Source organism: Flammeovirgaceae bacterium SG7u.111 (assembly GCA_034044135.1).
GTDB lineage: Bacteria > Bacteroidota > Bacteroidia > Cytophagales > Flammeovirgaceae.
Map to the genome: position 1 here is coordinate 105,641 of CP139021.1, position 20,370 is coordinate 126,010.

The following is a 20,370-nucleotide window of genomic DNA, read 5'->3' on the forward strand; positions in this document are numbered from 1 at the left end:
TTGGTTGGCATAAAATAAAAGAGGCGGTCATGTGACCGCCTCTTTATATCAATTCGCATATATCTTAGTCATTCTAATATTAGAGTGGGCTTATGCTCGCTCTAGAATTCAAATTAAAACTTAGGATTGGATTAGAGTTTCAATTCTTTTTCAAATTGTTTTTTACCGGCTTTGATCTCCATACGGTAAACACCTTCTGAAAGACCTTCTAGTTTGTAAAGCTTACCGAATTTTTTTACTTGAGATCCAAGTTCTTCGTAGATCAACTTATTGTTAGCATCGAAAATGTTTACCGAAACGTCTTCAGCGCTTTCGTTTTCGAATACTACAGCAACTTTTTCTTCTACCAATTGTACAGAAGGAGTAAGTGCTTCTACTTCTGTGGTTTCTGTAACCGATACATCGCCACTTTTAGAGATAGAGAAGCTTTTTCTGGCAAGTTGGTTTCCGTTTACAATTTCTAATGTATATTCTCCTTCCTCCAATTTAGAGAAATTGAACAATTCTCTAACGAAAGGCTTATAAAGGCTCTTAGCATAAATAGTGGTTCCATCTTCGTTTAAGATGGCCAAAGAAGCGCTGGTTTCTTGAATGTTTCTTACTGTCAATACTGCATTGCTAGAAGAAGCAAGAGGCTTAAGAGAAACAGTAATTGATTTTGCTGCTGCAGCAGCAGGAGATTCCTTTGCGTTCACTGCAAATGCTCCAAGCACTAACAATGAGATTAAGATTACTTTTTTCATGTGATTAGGATTTAATTCTATATTTGAGTAAACGATTACAATGCAAACATAACTGTCTTTGCGGTTATGTCAATTAAATAGGTGTTAATTAAATATTAATTAGAAGTTCTAGTATTAACTTAATGTTAAGTTTATGGTTTGGTAATATAAAAGTTACACTAATATCATAAAGTATAAATATATTTTATTTATACTTTTTATCAGTATAATATTATGTTTTTTATTTATTATTTAGAATATAATTTTATGCAACCGTTGTAGTTTTTTGCTATATGCTCTTCTGTTATGTATAATTGTTATGCTAACTATATGCAAAAAGTCACATTAATGCTGAAAAATTACACGCTACTATTTGATGCTTGTTTTTAGAAGAAATGAGAGTATTTCCATAAAAAAGCATCAACATTACTATTTCACACCTCATTATTTAATTTTGCACCATCACAAAAATGAGTTTGTGCAGCAAAAAAAAAGAAATGGAAAAAGACGTTTGTGTAAGATTTGCCCCAAGTCCAACAGGGCCATTGCATATAGGAGGTTTGCGTACGGCATTATTCAATTATTTATTTGCCAAACATTATAATGGCAAAATGCTGTTACGGATAGAGGATACGGATCGTACAAGGTTTGTCCCAGGAGCAGAAGAATATATTAAAGAAGCTTTGGAATGGTGCGGGATAGTTCCTGATGAAAGCCCGTGGATTGGAGGGGAGAATGGCCCCTACAGGCAGTCGGAGCGAAAGGATATTTACCATACCTATATAAAACAACTTATTGAAGAGGGTAAAGCCTATTATGCTTTTGATACTCCAGCAGAATTGGAGAAAATGCGGGAGGAGCTGAAAGAAGCAAAAGTTGACAACCCGCAATATAATGCGATCACTAGACAAAAAATGTCAAATTCGTTGACGCTGACTGCCGAAGAGGTGCAGAAAAGAATTGACGAGGGCGTGCCGTATGTGGTAAGGCTTAAAGTACCTGCTAAGGAAGCAATTGTGGTGAGCGACATAGTGAGGGGAGAAGTAACGGTACATTCCCATACAATTGACGATAAGATTTTACTAAAATCGGATGGGATGCCTACTTACCATATGGCAAGTGTAGTAGATGACCATCTTATGGAAGTGACACATGTGATTAGGGGAGAAGAATGGTTGCCATCAGCTCCTTTTCATGTTATGCTCTATAAATATTTAGGTTGGGAAGACAGTATGCCGCAGTTTGCCCATCTGCCCTTGCTTTTGAAGCCGAGTGGAAAAGGCAAGCTCAGCAAAAGGGACGGTGATAAACTCGGCTTTTCGGTTTTCCCTCTAGAGTGGAAAGATCCTAGCTCTGGTGAGGTTTCTTCAGGTTTTAGGGAAGATGGCTTTTTGCCAGAAGCTTTCACCAACTTTATAGCTTTGTTAGGTTGGAATCCTGGTACAGAGCAAGAGATTTTTTCTCTTGATGAATTGATTACAGCCTTTAGCGCTGAACGAATATTGAAGGCGGGAACCAAGTTCGATATTGAAAAAGCGAAGTGGTTCAACCAGCAATATATTAAGCATCTTTCTGTAGAAGAGCTTTCTGGATATTTATTAGCTGAATTGAAAAAGGAAAATATTAGCTGCACTCCAGAAAAGGCGGCATTAATTGCCGAGGCTATGCAGGAAAGGATTGTCTTCCCTCAAGAGCTTTGGGCAAATGCTAAATTCTTTTTCTTTGCCCCAAAAGCATACGACGAAAAAATAGCTAGGAAGAAATGGAAGGCTGAAGCGGTAGATGCTTTTACTGCTTATAAAGACGCCATCCTAGCTTCGGATGATTTTAATAGAGAATCGGCAAAGGAAATTTTGACAGAGGTGCTGGAAAGTAAAGGTATTGGGCTTGGAAAAGTAATGCAGGCCTTACGCTTGTCCATCACAGGGCTTGGTGGCGGTCCAGATCTGATGCTTATAATGGAAGTGCTGGGCAAAGATGAAGTGGCAAGTAGAATTGACAAAGCCATTGCATCTCTTGCAAGCTATGCTGCTTAACGTATGCTGACAGATAGCTGGATCATTTCTCAACTGATTTCTCAAGTATGTGCACTTGCCTTGCTTGGCGGAGCATTATATAATGGAGTTGGCATTTTCTTTAAGTGGGATGCCAACTCTACTTCCGATCTCCAGCTCCAACTGGAGCGGAAAACTTACCTCATTTCTACCATCGTCCAGTTCGTGATGATTTTTCAGGTAGTTTCCTTGCTCATGTTTCTGAACACGGTAAATATTCACTTGCCAAGTGTAGTAAAAGGGGCGATGTGTGCTACAGGTGCGCTCGGTGCAAATGAATTTGGATATCCTACCTTATATATAAAGGTGGGGGCGGTGCTGGTGTATGCCACATACTTATTTATGCATCAGCTTGATGAAAGCGAACCTGAGTTTCCCCTTACTCCGCTCAAATACTGGATACTTCCGCTAGCATTCCTATTGGTTGGGGCAGATTTGGTATTGATGATTCTCTATTTTGCCAACATAAATCCTGATGTAATTGCGACTTGCTGTAGTGTGGCATTTATTGGGTCGGGAGCAAAAGCGGATTTCTTGGGAAATGGAGGCATTGATCCTATTATATATATAGGCACCAGTTCCCTGAGCTTTTTTGCTCTGATAGGCTCAGTGCTTTTTATAAAAAAGAAAGCAAACCTCCTGAGCTTATGGATTTCCATTGTTTTTAGCATTAGCTCCACTCTTGCCCTTCGCTACTACTTTGTAAAATACATTTATGGGCTACCTTCCCATCTTTGCCTGTTCGATATATTCTTCGGGCAGTATTACTTTATAGGATATGTGATTTTTGGCGCCTATTATATAACTGTTATTGCTGCATTGCTCAAAAGTATATTAGCTTTAAGCGAAGGCAGGCTTAAAACTGAGCACCACAGTTTAGATAAAATACTTGGAAGAATTATCATAGTTGCAGGAACTGTCGCTCTTGCAATTCCGCTGAGTTATTGGTTGGCATGGAGCGGTGAGCTATAGTTAATTCTTGCACACATTTAAAAGCTCTCTTTTTACTCTGATATCCGAGTCAATGATAGAATAAAATTCGTCCATATAGTTCAATATGAAGGTCTTGTTTTTTTTTCTAATACCATTGCTTTCATTTATGACTAAACTATATAGTTCTTCTTTTTTTTCTTTAAAGAATGCAATGGTCTGGTCAAATGTCTCTTTTGGGTAGCAGTGGCCCATAAAATAGCGCTCTCTTACCTCTTTAATAGGAAGGCTTTCGTGAGGGACGGCATATGAGGTATTGATGATGCCAGCATAGTCAAAATCATACGGAATAGGGTAGGCTATTTGATCTAGGGTAGAAATGTCTTTCACTATTTTCATATTGTGGGTTGTGGGCATAGACCAGTCCGTATTCCCAATAAAATACTGGAAAATATCCATCAAGTTTGAAATATTTGCTTCTGTAAGGTTATGGCCCACGTTTTTAGCCAAAATTTCTACACAGTTCAATCTTTTATTCAGCTGCTCTAGGCTCTCTATAAAAAAAGCATATTTGTATTCTGGTTTGTGTCTTCCGCCAGTATCAATGTATTTTAGCTGAACAAGCCTTACCCTAAAGCTGATATTTGTGAGTACATTATACATTTTATATACTAAGTATTCGGTGAGGAGATATTGCTCGTACATATTTCCAGACTTGCATTCCACTACCATCTTCAACTTATCAAATTCTTGTAGTTCTTTAAGAATCGCCTTTTTCTTGGAAAGTTTGATTTTGAGAGGAGGGTAATAGCATACTTGTCTACGCATATTTCCCCTTGGCTTTATTCTGATTTTCCTTACTACTTTTACCGAATCTCTAAGAAAATAAGTCAATATTCCATCGCGGTATTCATCTACATACTTCTTCTTAACTATTTCCTTAAAATCAGCAGCGATGGTCATTTTCACTACCGTGGTGTCGGCAAAAAAGTCATAGTTGGCAGAAAAGTTATCAAATTGTTCCTTAAACTCTGGTGATGCCTTATAAAGTGAATCAAAGTCTTGTTGCGCCCAACTGATCTGATAAAAAAGTAGAAAAGCTAGAATAAGCAATTTGTTTCTCATCTGAGTGTAGGTTAATCAAGGTTCTTGTCAAAAAAATAGATTAATTGGAAGTTAAAAACTTGTCTTGTGGTTTCAAACTCTGCATCTAAATTATTTTTCGCTTGCCCTATCACATAATAAAAGGTGTACCTCCAGTTGAAGTCTCTCCTATAGCCCAGCCCAATCCGTGCATTAAATGTGTTGGCATATCGTTCGGTCAAGTCTTTTTGGCTCACAGGATAGAAAATTTCTCCATCTACAATACCATAAAAAGCCTTGTCCGACCCAAGCGTTTTCCGAAAGGGGAATTTAATTTGAAGCCTGTTTCTTATCCTTGTCGATTCTGCCCAGTCTTTAGGTTTGTAAAAGTTTTGATTCCTGTATTCCAGGCGGGAGCGGTTTGTGATATTTATCCTTCCCGAAAGCAATTGAATGATCAGCCCAGTATAAAACCGATATTCAAAAGAGCTGAAGCCTATGTCTTGTTTTACATGGGAAAGAAGAGTGCCCGCTTCTATATTATAAATAGAGTGGATATTGTAATCGATAGCTAATTGGTAATCTTGTCGTATGTAATCCCCTTCTTCATTTATATTCCAGATATACCTCACATAATTATTGAGGCGCAAGTTGGTGTTGAAGAAATACGCAAGTTGTACATCGGCTCTGCTTTGGGTGGTTAACAAGCTTTCTTCTTGTGCAAAAGTTGGGCGAAGGGTTAGAAAAAAAAATAAGCAGGTAGCCAGTATTGTAATTTTTCCATTGGTGGAAATGGTTAGCCCCCTAATCTGGTAAAATACAGTATTCATATTTTATCATTTGCTGTTTTACCCATACAAATCACATTATTTTTCTAAATTTAGAATAATTGATTAAATAAATTTTACTTATGCACTCAGGAAAGGAAAATCAATACACCAGATTTTCTGTTGGCATCGGATATGTCCTAAGCTGAATTGGACAAAGAGTCTTGCTTCAATAGAGCAGGCTGGTTGGGCTTGTTTTTGAAGGAAGGTTTGAAAAGCTTCAAACAGCTCCTTAAAAAGGCTAGGAGTATGCAAAAGTTTGCAACCCAAAACCTTTGACAATGCTTTACATCAAGGTAAGGATTTTTGATGGAGCGATAGTTCCAACATAAAGTTTGTTTATTTCCCAATGTTAGGCATTCGGGTGCACCAGTATTTAAATGAGATATATGAAGGGTATTATATTCATCCCACTTTTTTTTATCGGACTAATTTCTCCTCTGATGGGGCAAACTGACGATGCCCTTTTTTTGAAAGCGAAGGGACTTTACGATAAAAATAATTACCGGGAAGCATTGTACCATCTCAAGAAATATATTTCTATAGACAATAGCAATGCGGAAGCGTACAAAATGCGGGGCAATTGCTATTTGGAATTTAACCAGCTCGATAGTGCCGAAAATGACTACTATACAGCTCTTCAGCTAGACAGCACGCTCACCGAGGTGAATTATAACCTTGGGCTTTTGTATGAAAGCCGTTCTCAGATAGATAGCGCAATGATTTTCTATTATCGTTTCATGGAAACGAATCCTAAAGATGCAGATGTCTATCTCAAACTGGGCACTATTTATGACGAGCGAATGATCCAAGATTCGTCTCGGATTCTCTTTGAGCAGGCTTATTCGCTCGATTCTCTCAACCCAGAACCTCATTATTATTTATGTTGGAACTATTACCTCTCAGATGAGTGGGACACCGCACTGAAATGGACAAAAAGCGGAAAAGAGCTGGATGCAAACAACACAGGGTTTTACTTGGTGGCAGGTTTGTGCCATTATACCCAAATGAATTTTAAGAAGTCCGTAGAGGAGTTTGAAAAAGCTCTTACAATAGACGAACAACCGAGTATTTATGTGCTTAAGGCACGTTCGGAAGTTTTTATGGATACGGATACATCGCTTATTCGCCAAGGAGAAGATTATTCTTTCCAATTTGTACATGTGAACTCGAAACTTACAGAAACGCTTGATACTTGGGTAAAAGATAGTACGCATCAGTATAGTTTTGATAGCCTTTGGGGGCAATTTGTAGATCCTGTTGATGGCTTTGGGATTGATAAGTATTTTATGTTTTATTATGGAACATCGACCTTAGACGGCTACAGCCCTTATTCATTGAATGAAAACCCTTTGCCAACCCTTTTGAAAGAAGGGAAATACAAAGAAGCAGCAGAGGCTGGAGAAAGAATTGCCCTAAGAAACCCTTCCGATTTCAAAAACTTTGGTTTGCTATCGGTTGCTTACCTCAACCTTGGGGATACTGAGAAGTTTTATGATAATGTACTAAAATACGAAGGGTTTGTAAATGGCATATTGGCCACTGGCAGCGGTGAGTCGTATGGCGATGCGCAGATAGTAATCAAGCCTAGCGATGAGTACGAAGTGATCAGCTACCTAGGGCATTCTTCTCAAAGCCAATCCCTCAATTTTCATGAAGGCCATATATTTGATATCCTCAAAACGATAGATGAATATGGCAACGAGCGGGACTTTTTTTTCAATATAGATAAGCCCTACAAGCAGCTTTCGGAATCGGTAGGAGGGAAGAAGAAAAAAAAGAAGCGGGGTAAGAAAAAGAAGTCGAAGAAGAAGGATTGATTACTCGACTTTTATTTCTTGTGTGAAATTGAAGGGAGTTCCACTTTCATCATAACTCCAAAAGCAAATTGCTTTTCCCTTTCCTTGTAATTTATATTTTCCTCGGTCTTTAGCTTCAAAAGATAGGATAGCAGCCCCGTCAATTTTTTCAACTGTAAAATCTAATGTTTTTGCTTCATTGTGTGAAATCAAAATGGACTCATAATCTATCTTAGGGTAGCTTGGGTCGAAAGAATATTTAGAAACAGCGATAACTATTTTGATAGTATCTCCCACACTATATTTGTTTTTATTAAAGAAATAACTAAAATGAAGTTTAGGGAAATCAGAAGTAGTTTCTACCTCGCTAGCTATGGATTGAAAGATCTCATGTTCCATTAATGCCAGAGTTATCATAAAGTCCTTTTCAATTTTTTTCGAATCTCTTTTTTCTAAATGATCAACAAAAAATGATGCATTATGCATCAATCCTTCCCAGTTGTTTATTTCGAACTTGTTTGCTGTTTTTAAAGAATCGAGGAATGTATAATAAGCGGTATACTCTTTTAGGTCGGGAAAAGAATCATTTCCAAATTGAGCTAAAACAGGTCTTTTTCTCACTGTTATTTCTTTTGCAGAAGAGAGCCATTTAACTTCGAGAGTTTTCCTACCTGCTCGATCCACTCGATGCTCAATGAATGTTAGTAAGCCCTCATTATCTCTTAGTATAAACTCGTGTGTTTCATGCCATAGCTTTTCAGCTTCTTCAGGAGGCTGCGGAGGCCTACAGGAAAAGATGAAGATAGAAAGGAGGAGGAAAAGAGGTAGGTTTTTCATGTAATTATTTTTAGTCGAAACAGCACTTAAGAGCAAGTTTAAAGGTAAAGTTTTGAAAAAACTCTGAGCCGATTTCCCCCAAAAAACTTATCTTTAAGAGAAGTGCCCAAATATATTTTGGACGTTTCAACAACCTTATCAACCAAAAATAACTACGTAAATAGAAAATGGAAGCATTAATAGAATTTTTCGAGCACGTGCCTACCGTGTTCCGAACAGGATTGCTGTTAGGGGGGATCGTCCTTTTTTGGATGCTAGAAGGCATTTTGCCCATGTTCAAGTTTAGTTACAAAAAACTCAACCACGGGGCATTGAACATGTTTTTTAATCTCACCACAGCCATTGTTGGGTTTAGCTTGGCAGGTGCACTGCTTTGGGCGTCCAATTTTACCCAAGAAAATAATTTTGGTTTGCTACATATAGTGGAAATGCCGCTTTGGCTAGAAGTAATTGTGGGGGTGCTGTTACTCGACCTTATCGGAGCATACTTTATCCACTGGCTAGAGCATAAAGTTAAATGGATGTGGAAATTCCATTTGGTACACCATAGCGATACCACTGTCGATGTAACTTCAGGCTTGCGCCATCATCCGGGAGAAACCGTATTTCGGATATTTTTCACCATCTGTGCTGTAATGGTTGTTGGTGCGCCCATGGGCATAGTGATGCTTTACCAAAGCCTTTCTGTGTTTTTTGCCCACATCACCCACGCTAACATCACAATGCCCGCAAAGCTAGACAAAGCTCTGTCTTATGTATTTGTTACTCCGTATATGCACAAAATCCACCATCATTACCAACAGCCCCTTACCGATACCAACTATGGCAACATCTTCGCTTTTTGGGACCGAATATTTAAAACTTATGCCGAAGTGGACGATACGCAAACTATCCAATATGGAATAGATACGCATATGGATCCGAAGGAGAATACAAGGGTCGGGAACTTATTAGCTATCCCATTTCAGAAATACAGAACACCTGAAAGTATAGGGTTAGAGAAAGAGAAAGCTTGATGAAAGTCAAAATATGACACTATAAAAGTAAAAAGGCCAGCGATCTGCATCGCTGGCCTTTCTTGTATTATAAAAGGGGTAAACCTAGAAGCTATACCTAGCTCCAAGCTGTGCCGACCATCTTGCACTGTTAATGCCAGTTTCTATGATATCCCAAGGAGTGCCATCTTCGCTAAAGGTATATTGTGGGTTTCTCGTACCAGGTACATACCCTTGGAAAGTGATCAACTGATAGTTGTCGCTATCTACAAAATACCTTCTGCCCCAGTCTTTGTTGAGGAAGTTACCAAAGTTGAAGACGTCAAGCGAAAGTTGAAGTGTGTGTTTCTTGCTTCCGTTGGTGGTGATGTAGAAATCTTGCAATACCCTTACGTCAAATATATGTTCGAAAGGAGTGCGGTTTTGGTTCCTTTCCGCATACTGGCCCCTTCTTGAGCTTAGGTAATCGTCTGCTGAAATATAAGCATCTAGTGCAGCCCACTGCTCTTCTGCAGTAGCAAGTACATTTCCACCATCATCAACCTGATCTATCAAGTTGATTTCCCCTCTGTTGATTGGAACATATATCAATTGGAAGTCTTCAGCTTCTTCATAAGTAGGTCCGCCATTGCCTGCTACATCTCTATATGTATAAGAGAAAGGCCTTCCTGATTGGCCATTGTAGAATACAGAGAAAGTGGTGGCGAAATGATCTGCATAATCCAACCTGTAAGAAGCATAACCCGTAATTCTTGAGCCAGTAGCATAAATTGATTTTCCGCTCATTGGGTTATTTCTACCATATACATTGTATTGTTCTTTCCAGTTGGTAGAGTTGATGAAGCCTTGGCCGTCAAACAACGATTCGGAAGCTGTATAAGAATATGCCAAGCTACCAGTAAAACCGTTTTCGAAAGGTTTGGTCAGTGAGACAGTACCATTCCATGTAAATCCTTCACTGGTGTTGTCTACCAAGGTGATATAGGCATAGGTAGGGTCAATTAGGTCGCCGTTGTCAAAGAAAGGGCGGTTGTCTGTTCCTTCCAAGTATCCAGCTGGTTCTATCTTTCTATTTACATTTTTCACATCAATATTATTCAGGGTTTTAGAGTACATAAATTCAGCGGTACCTATCAAGCCCCAAGGAAGTTGTTGGTCAACGGCAATATTTCCTCTTAATATTTGAGGATATTTGAAGTCTTCCACAAAAAGGTCAACATCACCAGTTGGGCTATTGCTAACATCTGCCAAATTCTCTTTCCACTCTTCTGGAGTTGGATAAAAAGGTTTGACTCCAAGAACAAAATTACTGTTCAAGCCATTACGGATAAACATACCACCTGGCCATACCCAAGGAACACGGCTAGTGAATACACCAATTCCACCACGTACTTGTGTGGTTTTGTCCCCTTTTACATCCCAGTTAAAGCCAACCCTAGGGCTCCACAATACTTGGGTTTTAGGAGCTTGGCTAGCTCTTGCGCCTTTCAAGTTCCAGCCTTCAGCTTCTATCAAAGGCACTGTTTCTTCGTTGAATTGGGTATTGTTCAATGGAGGGTTGTCCAAGAAAATAGGAATATCTGCTCTCAACCCAATAGTCAATTTGAATTTATCATTCATTTGAATTTCATCCTGAGCATAGAAAGCTAATTGAAGTGCGTTGAAGCTCGGCCCTAGGTTCTCTGCGTTATCGCCTAATCTTATTTCTGATTGCCCTTCCGCCAATTGCTCATGACCAAATAGGAAAAAACCAGGGTCTTTTGCCATAAAACTGCCAAGGCTTCCATATGAATAGCGTGGAGTTGAGAAGATGGTAAATAGGTTTTCCATCTTAAAGAACTCATTGTGTGTACCAAAAGTCAAAGTATGCTTACCCTTGAAAATGCTCACATTATCGGTGAGGGTAAAAACGTTTTGCTTTACAATGTTTGAGTAAGAAAAGTTGTCCGTACCCACGTTGATAGTGGCGTTGCCATCACTAATTACAGCTAGTGGGAAAGGGTCTCCTGAGATATCTCTGTCATCATCTACTGAAGTGATGCCGATGATCAAGTTGTTAGAAATCTTATTACTGAAATTACTCTTCAACTCAATAGCCGTAGAGTTGGTGGTGGTAGGGAAATAGTAACCAGTGTTGAAGAAATAGATGTTTCGGCTGTTCGGGCGGTTTACGATGTCTGTTTCACCTTTCACATAACTATGGCGAGCCGATAGTTTGTGCTTGTCGTTAATATTCCAATCTAATTTCAGTAAGAACTTATCACTATTTCTGGTCTGAACATTATTCAAATAGCCGCCAGGGTTGTAGTTGTATGCCGTATCCAAAAAGGTAATAAGGTTATTGATATCAGCTTCTGTTGCATTGCCATCGTAGTTTGAAAAACTAAATGGCCTTGGTTCTTCTTCTCGCAAAAGCTCTACATTGGCGAAGAAAAACAATTTGTTTTTGATGATTGGGCCACCCAACCTTGCTCCATAAGTTTTTGCGCTAAACGGCTCTAGTTTTGTACGCTCCCTATTAGGGTCATCTGTAGGTGTTTTACCTGACAGACCTTCGTTTCTCACAAAATAGTAAGCAGAACCTTCAAATTCGTTTGTACCGCTTCTGGTCACGGCATTTACACCACCACCGGCAAAACCACCAAGGGTTACATCATAGGGAGCAAGTACTACTTGGATTTGTTCCAAAGCATCAATACTGATAGGAGAGATACCTGCTTGACCGCCATTAGTACCTGAATTTGCAAGACCAAAAACATCGTTGTTTACCGCACCATCAATAAATATTGAGTTATAACGGTTGTTCATACCACCGAAAGAGATACCGCCATTTGGCTGCACGCTAGATTGTGGTGTCAAACGCATGTAATCGTTGAGGTTACGCTCAACTGTAGGTAGTGAGTTCAGTTTTCTTTTGTTTACAAAAGTCTCTGCCCCAGTTCTGTTACCATCAAAAATGGAACTTGCCGTTGAAGTAACTACAACCTCTTGCAGTTCGGTTGATCCTTCTTTTAGCTCAAAATTAATTTGGAAAGTTTGTCCCAAAGTAAGTTGGATTCCACCCTGAGCCGTTTCCTGATAGCCTATATAAGAGGCTGTTACCTTATAAGGACCGCCAACATTCATATTGTTGATAGTAAAATACCCTTGGGCATTGGTAATAGCCCCAAACTTGGAACCTGTAGGCTCATGCGTAGCAATAACAGTAGCTCCTGGTAATGGTTCTCCTTCAGAGATTACCGAGCCGGACATTCTAGCAGATGTCGAGCCTTGTGCAAAAGCAGCATTTGAAATAATCATTGTAAATAGTGTATACAATGAAAATTGTAGAACTTTTCTCATAGAAAAAGGGATGATTAAGTTGAGATGATATTAATATTGTATAATAAAATATTTAAATAATACAATTGTAAAAGTCGTTAATCGACCTTTGTAATTCTAGGGTATCATTTTTTTATTGGCTGAAGATATTTGAAAGAATATCTTTTAGGGATAAGGGTGGTGAGTTGGTATTATATGATAAGTATAGGAGCTGAAGTTTGCTATGCAAAGCATGGAATATTCCTTAATTATCATTTTTGTGTTGCGAAATTAATAAATTATCCAAAGCATCATTCCTGCTTTGGTTGTTTTTTTACTTTCTGAATTTCTGTTTGTTAACTTTTGTCAGCTTGTACCTAAAATGAAAATTAATATATTGAAGGGATCATTACAAGGTTGAATTTGATTTATACTGATAATATTGAAACATCTGAAGAACTTTTATCCAATTAGGTTTGTCACTTGTTCTCCTCCAATAATTACAAGGGCTGAAAAAACAAATCCCCAAAAAAAAGCACTTAGGAGCATATAAAGCAATATTTTTTCTTTCTTTTCTCCAAAGCTAACGGCAATGATTGCTCCACCTGGAGGGCTAAAAACGATAGGTGTAAGCAATGCAACACCTGCTATTCCGTATTTTGCCCAAAGCCTGTTTAGCCGCTTCTTTCTTTCTGATTCTTCCCCTTCCTTGGTTTTCTTTACAAAGCGTTTCATTATTTGCTGGCGAAGTTCGGTACCAGCGTAGGTGATTATAATTACCGTGGCCATCATGCCTAAGGCGGTAAATACACCTGTTTCAAAAATACTTAGGCCTGTAGCTGCACCTGCAAGAGGTCCAAAAATGAATTTGAACATACTTCCAGCAAAAACTGATAGGTATTTTAATAACTGTTCAGTCATAGTGGTTTCTACACCGAGTTAGATAGGGTGGTCTTATTAAACAAAAAAGTCAGCCCTTTTTGTTGGGCTGACCGCAAAATTATTCATTTCCTTTTAAAAGCTACTAATGAAAGCTTTTGCCTTTTTGTTCCTTACAATCTGAAACAAACTGTTTGATTCGTTGCTCTTGATCTTTTTTGCAAATGAGTAAAACGTTGTCTTTTTCGGCAACTATATAATCATCCAAACCTTGAATGACTACTAACTTATCAGGGTCTGATACCTTTATAAGGGTGTTTGATGTTTCATAAAGCAATGTGTTTGCTTGCACAAGGTTGTTTTTTTCGTCGTGTTCGGATATTTCGAAGAGTGATTTCCAAGTACCCAAGTCCGACCAGCCAAAATCTCCCCTCATCACATACACATGCTGTGCCTTTTCCATAATCCCGTAGTCAATCGAGATGTTCTTGCATTGGAAATAGGTAAGCTTTATGGCTTCTTTTTCCTCGGGAGTATAATATTTGTCGCTTATATCGGAAAACAACTTACCAATTTCTGAAGAGTATGTTTCAAAAGCTTTTATAATAGAAGAGGCTTTCCAAATGAAGATACCTGCATTCCATACAAAATCACCGCTTTCTACAAATTCTTTGGCTAGTTCCTCATTAGGCTTTTCGGTGAAGGTCTTGACCTTGTTGAGAGGACCAAGCTGTTCACTGTTTTTCACTTGGATGTACCCGTAGCCCGTATCAGGCCTACTTGGCTGAATACCCAGAGTCACCAAAATATCGTGCTGGCTTGCTTCATTGAGAGCAGAGTTCACCACTCGCTTAAACTCCTCTTCTTTTGTGATGATATGATCGGCAGGAGTCACTACCAAATTGGCGTCTGGGTTTTTAGCCGCTATCTTATAACTTGCATAAGCTATACATGGGGCAGTATTTCGCATGACCGGCTCAAGCAAAATCTGATCATCTTCCATAAAAGGCAGCTGCTCTTTTACCAAGTCAAAATAGATGTCATTGGTGACGATATACATATTTTCTGGTGGGCAGATTCCTTCAAACCGTTCAGCAGTTTGCTGTAGGAGCGTTTTACCGGTACCTAAAATATCTTGGAATTGTTTGGGGTGAGCTTTTCTGCTAAAGGGCCAAAAGCGGCTTCCTATACCACCCGCCATGATGATCACATAGTTGTTTTTCATTATTCTAAAAATGTTTTTATAAACCTGCACCCTACAACCAGACCTGTGTAGGGTGGATGTAAAATGATTGAAAAGACAAAAAATTAAGGTTTCAAAAAAACAACTAATGCCAACTCAGAATAGAATGGTTGGGAGCTATTAAATAAAAATAATTTCACTCACCGCTCCCTCGCCAAATTTGCTTTGTACTATTTCTAATATCATTTTCTTTTTGAGTGAGAGCTCATTTTTGAGAGGAGCAGAATTAATTTCTACATAAAGCTTTTCCTTGCTTACAAACATTTTGGTAGTTCTGCTAGCTACCGTTTTTCCCACCATTTCTTCCCATGAGTTTTTGATTTGCTCATGCAAATATTTTTTGTCGAGCCTATATGACTTTAATGCTGAATGCATAGCATCTTTTATCGATACCGTTTCTGCTGCTCGCCCCTTTTTTCCCTTACGGTTGTTAAAATATTGCATGCTCAATCTAGGTTGGACATTTGTGTGTGTTTTTTAAAACGGTTTCTAAGATATGGCAGGGAGACCGAAATAAAAAATATACCCTCAGATAGTTGAAAAGCAAGGCATCCCAAAAACGAATAAAAGAAACGCTTTTGGGATGTTGGTTCTAGAAATTGAAAATTACTAGCGTTACTAGTAAAAGTGCTCCAATAATAATAGCTGCAGTTATCATTCGATCTTGCTTTTTGGATGCAACAGGTTCAAATATAAAATCAACATTTGTTTTTTGTGCACTGTCAACTTGTACTTCGTCAGTCATTACTATCGTGGTTTTGTATTGTGAAAGAGATTTTAGAAAGTATGCTATTTCAGGCTACCAAGCAATAATATTGTGTGTTAATATTGGAAGGGTAATGTCTGGTAGCTCACCTAGAGATTTTAACTAGTTTACAGCTGTTTCGTATCAAAAAAGCTGGGAGAAGAGATATTGGTAGTTTAGAATTGAACCATAAGTTACTTATTAAAAAGTGCTTTTAAAAGCTATCAAGCTACTTTTTAATAAAATATTAATGTTTGAAAAACAAAAAGGTCATGAAACTTAATTCATGACCTTTTCAACTAGAATAGTTTTTAGGGTTACCATTCAGTGTGGAAAATCCCATCTTTATCGATTCGCTCATATGTATGAGCGCCAAAGTGGTCACGTTGAGCTTGAACGAGGTTCAATGGTAATCTACCAGAAGTAAATACATCGAAATAGCTTAGTGAAGCAGTAAGCGCTGCAGCAGGAACACCATTTTGCACAGCAAAGGAAACTACCTCTCTCGTGGCGCCAACAGAACCTTTTATTTGCTCGGCTATGCCGCCGTCAAGTAATAAGTGTGGTAATTTTTCATCTTTCTTAAATGCCGTTCTGATATCTTCGAGCAAGCCCGCACGAATGATACAGCCTCCTCTCCAAATCCTTGCAATAGCTTCCATGTCCAAATTGTAGCCATACTCATCAGAAGCAGCTTTTAGCTGGGTAAAGCCTTGGGCGTAAGAAAGAATAAAGCTAAAATACAGAGCTGCTTCCGCTTTTTGTATAAATGCTTCTTTATCGGCTGGGGCTACGATTGGTTTGCCATACACAGCCTCAGCTGCCACCCTTTCGTCTTTTTTGGCAGAAAGCTCTCGCAAGCTTACCGCAGCATCTATGGTAGGTACGGCAATGCCCAAGTCCATCGCATTTTGTGAAGTCCATTTACCCGTTCCTTTTTGTTTCGCTTTATCCAAAATCAAATCCACCAAACGCTCATCCGAGTCATCGGCTTTTTGTAAGAAAATCTCAGTAGTGATATCTACCAAAAATGATTGCAAGCGACCTTTGTTCCAGTTATCGAATACTTCGTGCAGTTCGTCGTTAGTCAAGCCGCAAGCTTTCTTGAGTAGGTCATATACCTCAGAGATCAGCTGCATCATGCCGTATTCAATGCCATTGTGCACCATTTTCACATAATTTCCTGCAGACTTGGGTCCGAGATAGGTCACACAAGGTTCACCATTAGCCTTGGCAGAAACTGCTTCAAATATTGGTCTTACAAATTCGTAAGCTTCTTCCGAACCACCTGGCATGATGCTAGGGCCAAATCGAGCTCCTTTTGCTCCGCCCGAAACGCCAGTTCCTATAAAGTGATACCCTTTTTCAGAAAGATACTTTTCCCTTCTGTCAGTATCGGTATAGAAAGAGTTTCCTCCGTCTATTAGCAAATCACCTTTATCAATGAAGGGCAATAAGCTTTCTATCACGCCATCAACAGGTCCTCCTGCTGGAACGAGTAGCATTATTTTTCTTGGAGTTTTAAGCGATTTCACAAATTCTTCTCCAGAGGTGGTAGCAGTTACCTTATCCTCGTCTCCTTCTTCTTTTAGTGCGGCAACTTTTTCTGGATCCAAATCGAGCCCGCAGGCGGTAAAGCCATTGTCGACAACATTTAGTATAAAGTTACGCCCCATTACGCCAAGGCCTACCAGCCCAAAATCGTGTAGCTTACTCATAGTTTTATAATTTCGATAAACAATTAAGTTCTTAGTTAAAAAGAATATAGGTTTTTGTTAGAGTTGTTACAAAAGTATCAATTTGTAAAAACTTTGTGCGACGAAATACATCAGGCAAGGAGTTTTTATGTAAAAATGTAGAATTATAGCAAAAAAAGCCTTGCCCCAACTTAGTGGAACAAGGCTTAAAATTAGAACAGTAAAAGATCGTATTACTAAACTGCTGCTTCCTCAGCGTAAGCTTCTACAGGAGTACAAGAACAAATCAGGTTTCTGTCACCAAATGCGCTGTCGATTCTTCTGACGGTTGGCCAGAATTTTTTCTCTTTTACGAAAGCTAAGGGATAAGCAGCTTTTTCCCTGCTATAAGGAAGTTCCCAGTTGTCGGCCAACAGCATTTCTGCGGTGTGAGGTGCATTTTTCAATACATTCACTTTGGTATCGGTTTTTCCTTCTTTTACCTCCATTATCTCTCCATAAATAGAAATAAGGGCATCGCAGAAGCGGTCAAGCTCGGCTTTCGATTCGCTCTCGGTTGGTTCTATCATAAGTGTGCCCGCTACAGGGAACGAAACGGTAGGGGCATGGTAACCGTAGTCCATCAGCCTTTTGGCAATGTCTTCCACTTCTACTCCAAATTCTTTGAACTGGCGGCAATCAACGATCATTTCGTGAGCGCAGCGGCCATTTTTACCTGTATAGAGGATTTGAAAATAGTTTTCTAACCTTGCTTTTATATAGTTAGCGTTTAAGATCGCTCTTTTGGTCGCGTTGGTCAAGCCTTCTTCGCCCATCATGGCAATGTACGCATAAGAAATAGGCAAGATGCTGGCAGAGCCCCAAGGTGCAGCCGAAACCGCCGTGCCTTGTTTTCCATCCAACTCTACCACTGCATGTCCCGAAAGGAAAGGAGCTAACTCCTTGGTAACGCCGATGGGTCCCATACCAGGTCCGCCGCCGCCGTGAGGGATACAGAACGTTTTATGGAGGTTGAGGTGGCAAACATCTGCACCAATGTTGGCAGGGCTGGTCAAACCGACTTGTGCGTTCATGTTTGCTCCGTCCATATATACTTTTCCTCCAAACTTGTGGATAAGTTGGCAAATCTCGATGATTCCTTCTTCAAATACCCCGTGGGTAGAAGGATAGGTAACCATGAGAGCGGCCAAATCATCTTTGTGGGTTTCTGCTTTTTCAGCCAAATCAACCATATCGATGTTGCCATTTTCATCACATTTGGTGATTACCACTTTCATGCCCGCCATTACCGCACTAGCAGGGTTGGTGCCATGTGCCGAAGATGGAATCAGCGCCACATTTCTGTGACCTTCACCATTTCCCTTATGGTAGCCCATTATAGCCATCAAGCCAGCATACTCGCCTTGTGCACCTGAGTTAGGTTGAAGAGATACGGCATCGAAACCAGTGATTTCACACAACCATTTTTCTAAATTATCGAACATTTTGGAATAGCCATCAGCTTGATTAAGCGGGGCGAATGGGTGCAGATTTCCAACGGTTGACCAAGTGATCGGAATCATTTCCGAAGTGGCGTTGAGTTTCATGGTACAAGAACCCAATGAGATCATCGAATGAACCAAAGAAAGATCTTTGTTTTCCAACGATTTGAGGTAACGCAACATCTCGTGCTCAGAGTGGTAAGCCGAGAAAACAGGATGTTCGAGGTAAGTAGTTTTCCTTTGCAAGCTTTCGCCAATAGCCAAATCAATTGATTGAGCTAGCTCGGTCACATCAAAGTCGATATTTTCACCCATAGCTTCGGCAAAAATATTCACCAAGATTTCTATGTCTTCTACAGTAGTGCTTTCGCCGATAGAAACGCCCACATTTCCATCTCCAAAGTAGCGGAGGTTAATTTCGTTTTTGAGGGCAAATTCCTTCAATATTTCTTCATTAGCTTCGCTTCCCAAGTCTAGTTTGAGAGTATCGAAGAACTGGTCATTTTTGACAGAAACGCCAATTTTTTCCAAGCTTTTTGCCAAAAGGTTGGTCATGCCATGTATACGCAAGGCTATATTTTTCAAACCTTTAGGTCCGTGATAAACTGCGTAAGCTGCTGCTATTACCGCCAACAAAACTTGTGCGGTGCAGATATTTGAAGTAGCTTTTTCTCTTTTAATATGCTGCTCACGTGTTTGGAGCGCCATTCGATAAGCCACTTTACCATCCACGTCTTTAGATATACCGATAATACGGCCGGGCAACATACGTTTGTAATCATCTTTGGCAGAAAGGAAAGCTGCATGTGGACCGCCATAGCCCAAAGGAACACCAAATCGTTGCGAGGAACCAATGACTACATCAGCGCCCATTTCGCCAGGTGTTTTGAGTAACAACAAGCTAAGCAGGTCGGCAGCTAAGGTTACCTGCACTTTATTCTCGTGAGCCGAGGCAATGAGCTCAGTGAAATCGGTTACTTGCCCGTTGGTATCAGGGTATTGTAAAAGCACACCGTAAAGGCTTGCATCGGTAAGGTCAAGGCTTTCTACAGAGGCTATTTCTAAGTCAATCCCAATTGAAATTGCCCTCGTACGCATCACGTCGATAGTTTGCGGATGGCAATTATCGGCTACGAAGAACTTGTTTGCCCCTTTCTTTTTACGCTGAGCAAAAGCATAGGTCATGCCCATTGCTTCGGCAGCGGCAGTGCCCTCGTCTAGCAAAGAAGCGTTGGCTATTTCCAAGCCTGTTAGGTCGGATACAACTGTCTGGAAATTTAGCAACATTTCCAATCTTCCTTGGGCAATTTCCGCTTGGTAAGGCGTGTAAGCGGTGTACCATCCTGGGTTTTCCAAAATATTGCGGAGGATTACCGTAGGAGTGATGGTATCAGAATAACCCATGCCAATGTAGTTTTTGAAAACCTTGTTTTTATCGGTGAGCTGCTTAAATTCTTGTAGAAATTTGTATTCGTTTTGTGCGGGTGGAAGTTGAAGTTTTTGCTTCAAACGGATAGCTGGCGGTACGGTTTCGTCTATCAGGGTGTCGAGGTTTGGCGTGCCAATCGCCGCTAGCATTTCTTGTACCTCGGCATCACCTGAACTGTTGTGACGCTTTTCGAATTTTTCGAAGTTCCTTAAGTTGATGTTCATTCTTCGCGGTTGTGATAAAAAGTATTGAATAATAACATCCCGTCATGGTGATTTAAACCTTGATAGGCAATGCGTTAATTTGTGTTGTTTTGCAATAAGCTGCAAATATAGCGAGTTCAGTTCAG

15 protein-coding genes are annotated in these 20,370 nt (G+C 39.7%); 4 read left to right on the top strand and 11 right to left on the bottom strand.

The features are described 5' to 3' along the window. Positions 1-131: 131 nt before the first annotated feature. Entirely contained in the window at positions 132-743 is a 612-nt protein-coding gene (locus R9C00_00500) for a hypothetical protein (GenBank protein ID WPO35929.1), read from the bottom strand. 476 nt (positions 744-1,219) lie between these two features. On the opposite strand from R9C00_00500, the gene gltX reads away from it, so the two are divergent. After that, positions 1,220-2,758, top strand: a complete 1,539-nt coding sequence (gltX, locus tag R9C00_00505) for a glutamate--tRNA ligase (GenBank protein ID WPO35930.1) — start codon at positions 1,220-1,222, stop codon at positions 2,756-2,758. A 3-nt stretch (positions 2,759-2,761) separates the two neighbouring features. After that, a complete protein-coding gene (locus R9C00_00510) occupies positions 2,762-3,748 on the top strand; it encodes a hypothetical protein (protein ID WPO35931.1) in 987 nt (328 codons plus the stop codon). Here R9C00_00510 and R9C00_00515 read toward each other — a convergent pair whose 3' ends face one another. Together R9C00_00515 and R9C00_00520 are read right to left on the bottom strand one after the other, a co-directional pair. After that, entirely contained in the window at positions 3,749-4,831 is a 1,083-nt protein-coding gene (locus R9C00_00515) for a hypothetical protein (protein WPO35932.1), read from the bottom strand. A gap of 11 nt (positions 4,832-4,842) precedes the next feature. Further along, complete coding sequence (locus R9C00_00520) at positions 4,843-5,619, bottom strand: DUF2490 domain-containing protein (GenBank protein WPO35933.1); 777 nt, start codon at positions 5,617-5,619, stop codon at positions 4,843-4,845. Between the two features lie 386 nt (positions 5,620-6,005). Between R9C00_00520 and R9C00_00525 the strand changes: the two genes are divergently transcribed. Then, entirely contained in the window at positions 6,006-7,436 is a 1,431-nt protein-coding gene (locus R9C00_00525) for a DUF4919 domain-containing protein (protein WPO35934.1), read from the top strand. On the opposite strand, the gene R9C00_00530 is transcribed toward R9C00_00525, so the two are convergent. Then, on the bottom strand, positions 7,437-8,252 hold the full coding sequence (locus tag R9C00_00530; GenBank protein ID WPO35935.1) for a hypothetical protein: 816 nt from the start codon (positions 8,250-8,252) through the stop codon (positions 7,437-7,439). Between the two features lie 167 nt (positions 8,253-8,419). Between R9C00_00530 and R9C00_00535 the strand changes: the two genes are divergently transcribed. Then, positions 8,420-9,268: a sterol desaturase family protein gene (locus tag R9C00_00535; protein ID WPO35936.1), complete on the top strand. Its 849-nt coding sequence runs from the start codon at positions 8,420-8,422 to the stop codon at positions 9,266-9,268. Between the two features lie 84 nt (positions 9,269-9,352). On the opposite strand, the gene R9C00_00540 is transcribed toward R9C00_00535, so the two are convergent. The 7 genes from R9C00_00540 to gcvP all read right to left on the bottom strand — a co-directional run bounded on the left by R9C00_00540 (position 9,353) and on the right by gcvP (position 20,245). Further along, positions 9,353-12,547 (bottom strand): TonB-dependent receptor, encoded by a 3,195-nt coding sequence (locus R9C00_00540; GenBank protein WPO35937.1) that lies wholly within the window; start codon positions 12,545-12,547, stop codon positions 9,353-9,355. Between the two features lie 462 nt (positions 12,548-13,009). Beyond that, on the bottom strand, positions 13,010-13,468 hold the full coding sequence (locus tag R9C00_00545) for a hypothetical protein (GenBank protein ID WPO35938.1): 459 nt from the start codon (positions 13,466-13,468) through the stop codon (positions 13,010-13,012). A gap of 103 nt (positions 13,469-13,571) precedes the next feature. Further along, positions 13,572-14,651, bottom strand: coding sequence for a mannose-1-phosphate guanylyltransferase (locus R9C00_00550; protein ID WPO35939.1), 1,080 nt, complete (start codon positions 14,649-14,651; stop codon positions 13,572-13,574). A gap of 138 nt (positions 14,652-14,789) precedes the next feature. Then, the gene (locus R9C00_00555) at positions 14,790-15,113 is read right to left on the bottom strand and encodes a DUF721 domain-containing protein (protein WPO35940.1); all 324 of its coding nucleotides are present in this window, start codon (positions 15,111-15,113) and stop codon (positions 14,790-14,792) included. A 148-nt stretch (positions 15,114-15,261) separates the two neighbouring features. Next, entirely contained in the window at positions 15,262-15,414 is a 153-nt protein-coding gene (locus R9C00_00560; protein WPO35941.1) for a hypothetical protein, read from the bottom strand. Positions 15,415-15,731: 317 nt separating this feature from the next. Beyond that, entirely contained in the window at positions 15,732-17,132 is a 1,401-nt protein-coding gene (gene gndA, locus R9C00_00565; protein WPO35942.1) for an NADP-dependent phosphogluconate dehydrogenase, read from the bottom strand. 215 nt (positions 17,133-17,347) lie between these two features. Then, positions 17,348-20,245, bottom strand: coding sequence for an aminomethyl-transferring glycine dehydrogenase (gcvP, locus tag R9C00_00570; GenBank protein WPO35943.1), 2,898 nt, complete (start codon positions 20,243-20,245; stop codon positions 17,348-17,350). Positions 20,246-20,370 lie beyond the last annotated feature (125 nt).

What these genes read in the sequence shown, in the direction of transcription:
- R9C00_00560 (WPO35941.1), bottom strand. Translation starts at nt 15,414, where the DNA reads ATGACTGACGAAGTACAAGTTGACAGTGCACAAAAAACAAATGTTGAT.
- R9C00_00500 (WPO35929.1), bottom strand. Translation starts at nt 743, where the DNA reads ATGAAAAAAGTAATCTTAATCTCATTGTTAGTGCTTGGAGCATTTGCA.
- R9C00_00530 (WPO35935.1), bottom strand. Translation starts at nt 8,252, where the DNA reads ATGAAAAACCTACCTCTTTTCCTCCTCCTTTCTATCTTCATCTTTTCC.
- gcvP (WPO35943.1), bottom strand. Translation starts at nt 20,245, where the DNA reads ATGAACATCAACTTAAGGAACTTCGAAAAATTCGAAAAGCGTCACAAC.
- R9C00_00510 (WPO35931.1), top strand. Translation starts at nt 2,762, where the DNA reads ATGCTGACAGATAGCTGGATCATTTCTCAACTGATTTCTCAAGTATGT.
- gndA (WPO35942.1), bottom strand. Translation starts at nt 17,132, where the DNA reads ATGAGTAAGCTACACGATTTTGGGCTGGTAGGCCTTGGCGTAATGGGG.
- R9C00_00540 (WPO35937.1), bottom strand. Translation starts at nt 12,547, where the DNA reads ATGATTATTTCAAATGCTGCTTTTGCACAAGGCTCGACATCTGCTAGA.
- gltX (WPO35930.1), top strand. Translation starts at nt 1,220, where the DNA reads ATGGAAAAAGACGTTTGTGTAAGATTTGCCCCAAGTCCAACAGGGCCA.
- R9C00_00535 (WPO35936.1), top strand. Translation starts at nt 8,420, where the DNA reads ATGGAAGCATTAATAGAATTTTTCGAGCACGTGCCTACCGTGTTCCGA.
- R9C00_00555 (WPO35940.1), bottom strand. Translation starts at nt 15,113, where the DNA reads ATGCAATATTTTAACAACCGTAAGGGAAAAAAGGGGCGAGCAGCAGAA.
- R9C00_00515 (WPO35932.1), bottom strand. Translation starts at nt 4,831, where the DNA reads ATGAGAAACAAATTGCTTATTCTAGCTTTTCTACTTTTTTATCAGATC.
- R9C00_00525 (WPO35934.1), top strand. Translation starts at nt 6,006, where the DNA reads ATGAAGGGTATTATATTCATCCCACTTTTTTTTATCGGACTAATTTCT.
- R9C00_00545 (WPO35938.1), bottom strand. Translation starts at nt 13,468, where the DNA reads ATGACTGAACAGTTATTAAAATACCTATCAGTTTTTGCTGGAAGTATG.
- R9C00_00550 (WPO35939.1), bottom strand. Translation starts at nt 14,651, where the DNA reads ATGAAAAACAACTATGTGATCATCATGGCGGGTGGTATAGGAAGCCGC.
- R9C00_00520 (WPO35933.1), bottom strand. Translation starts at nt 5,619, where the DNA reads ATGAATACTGTATTTTACCAGATTAGGGGGCTAACCATTTCCACCAAT.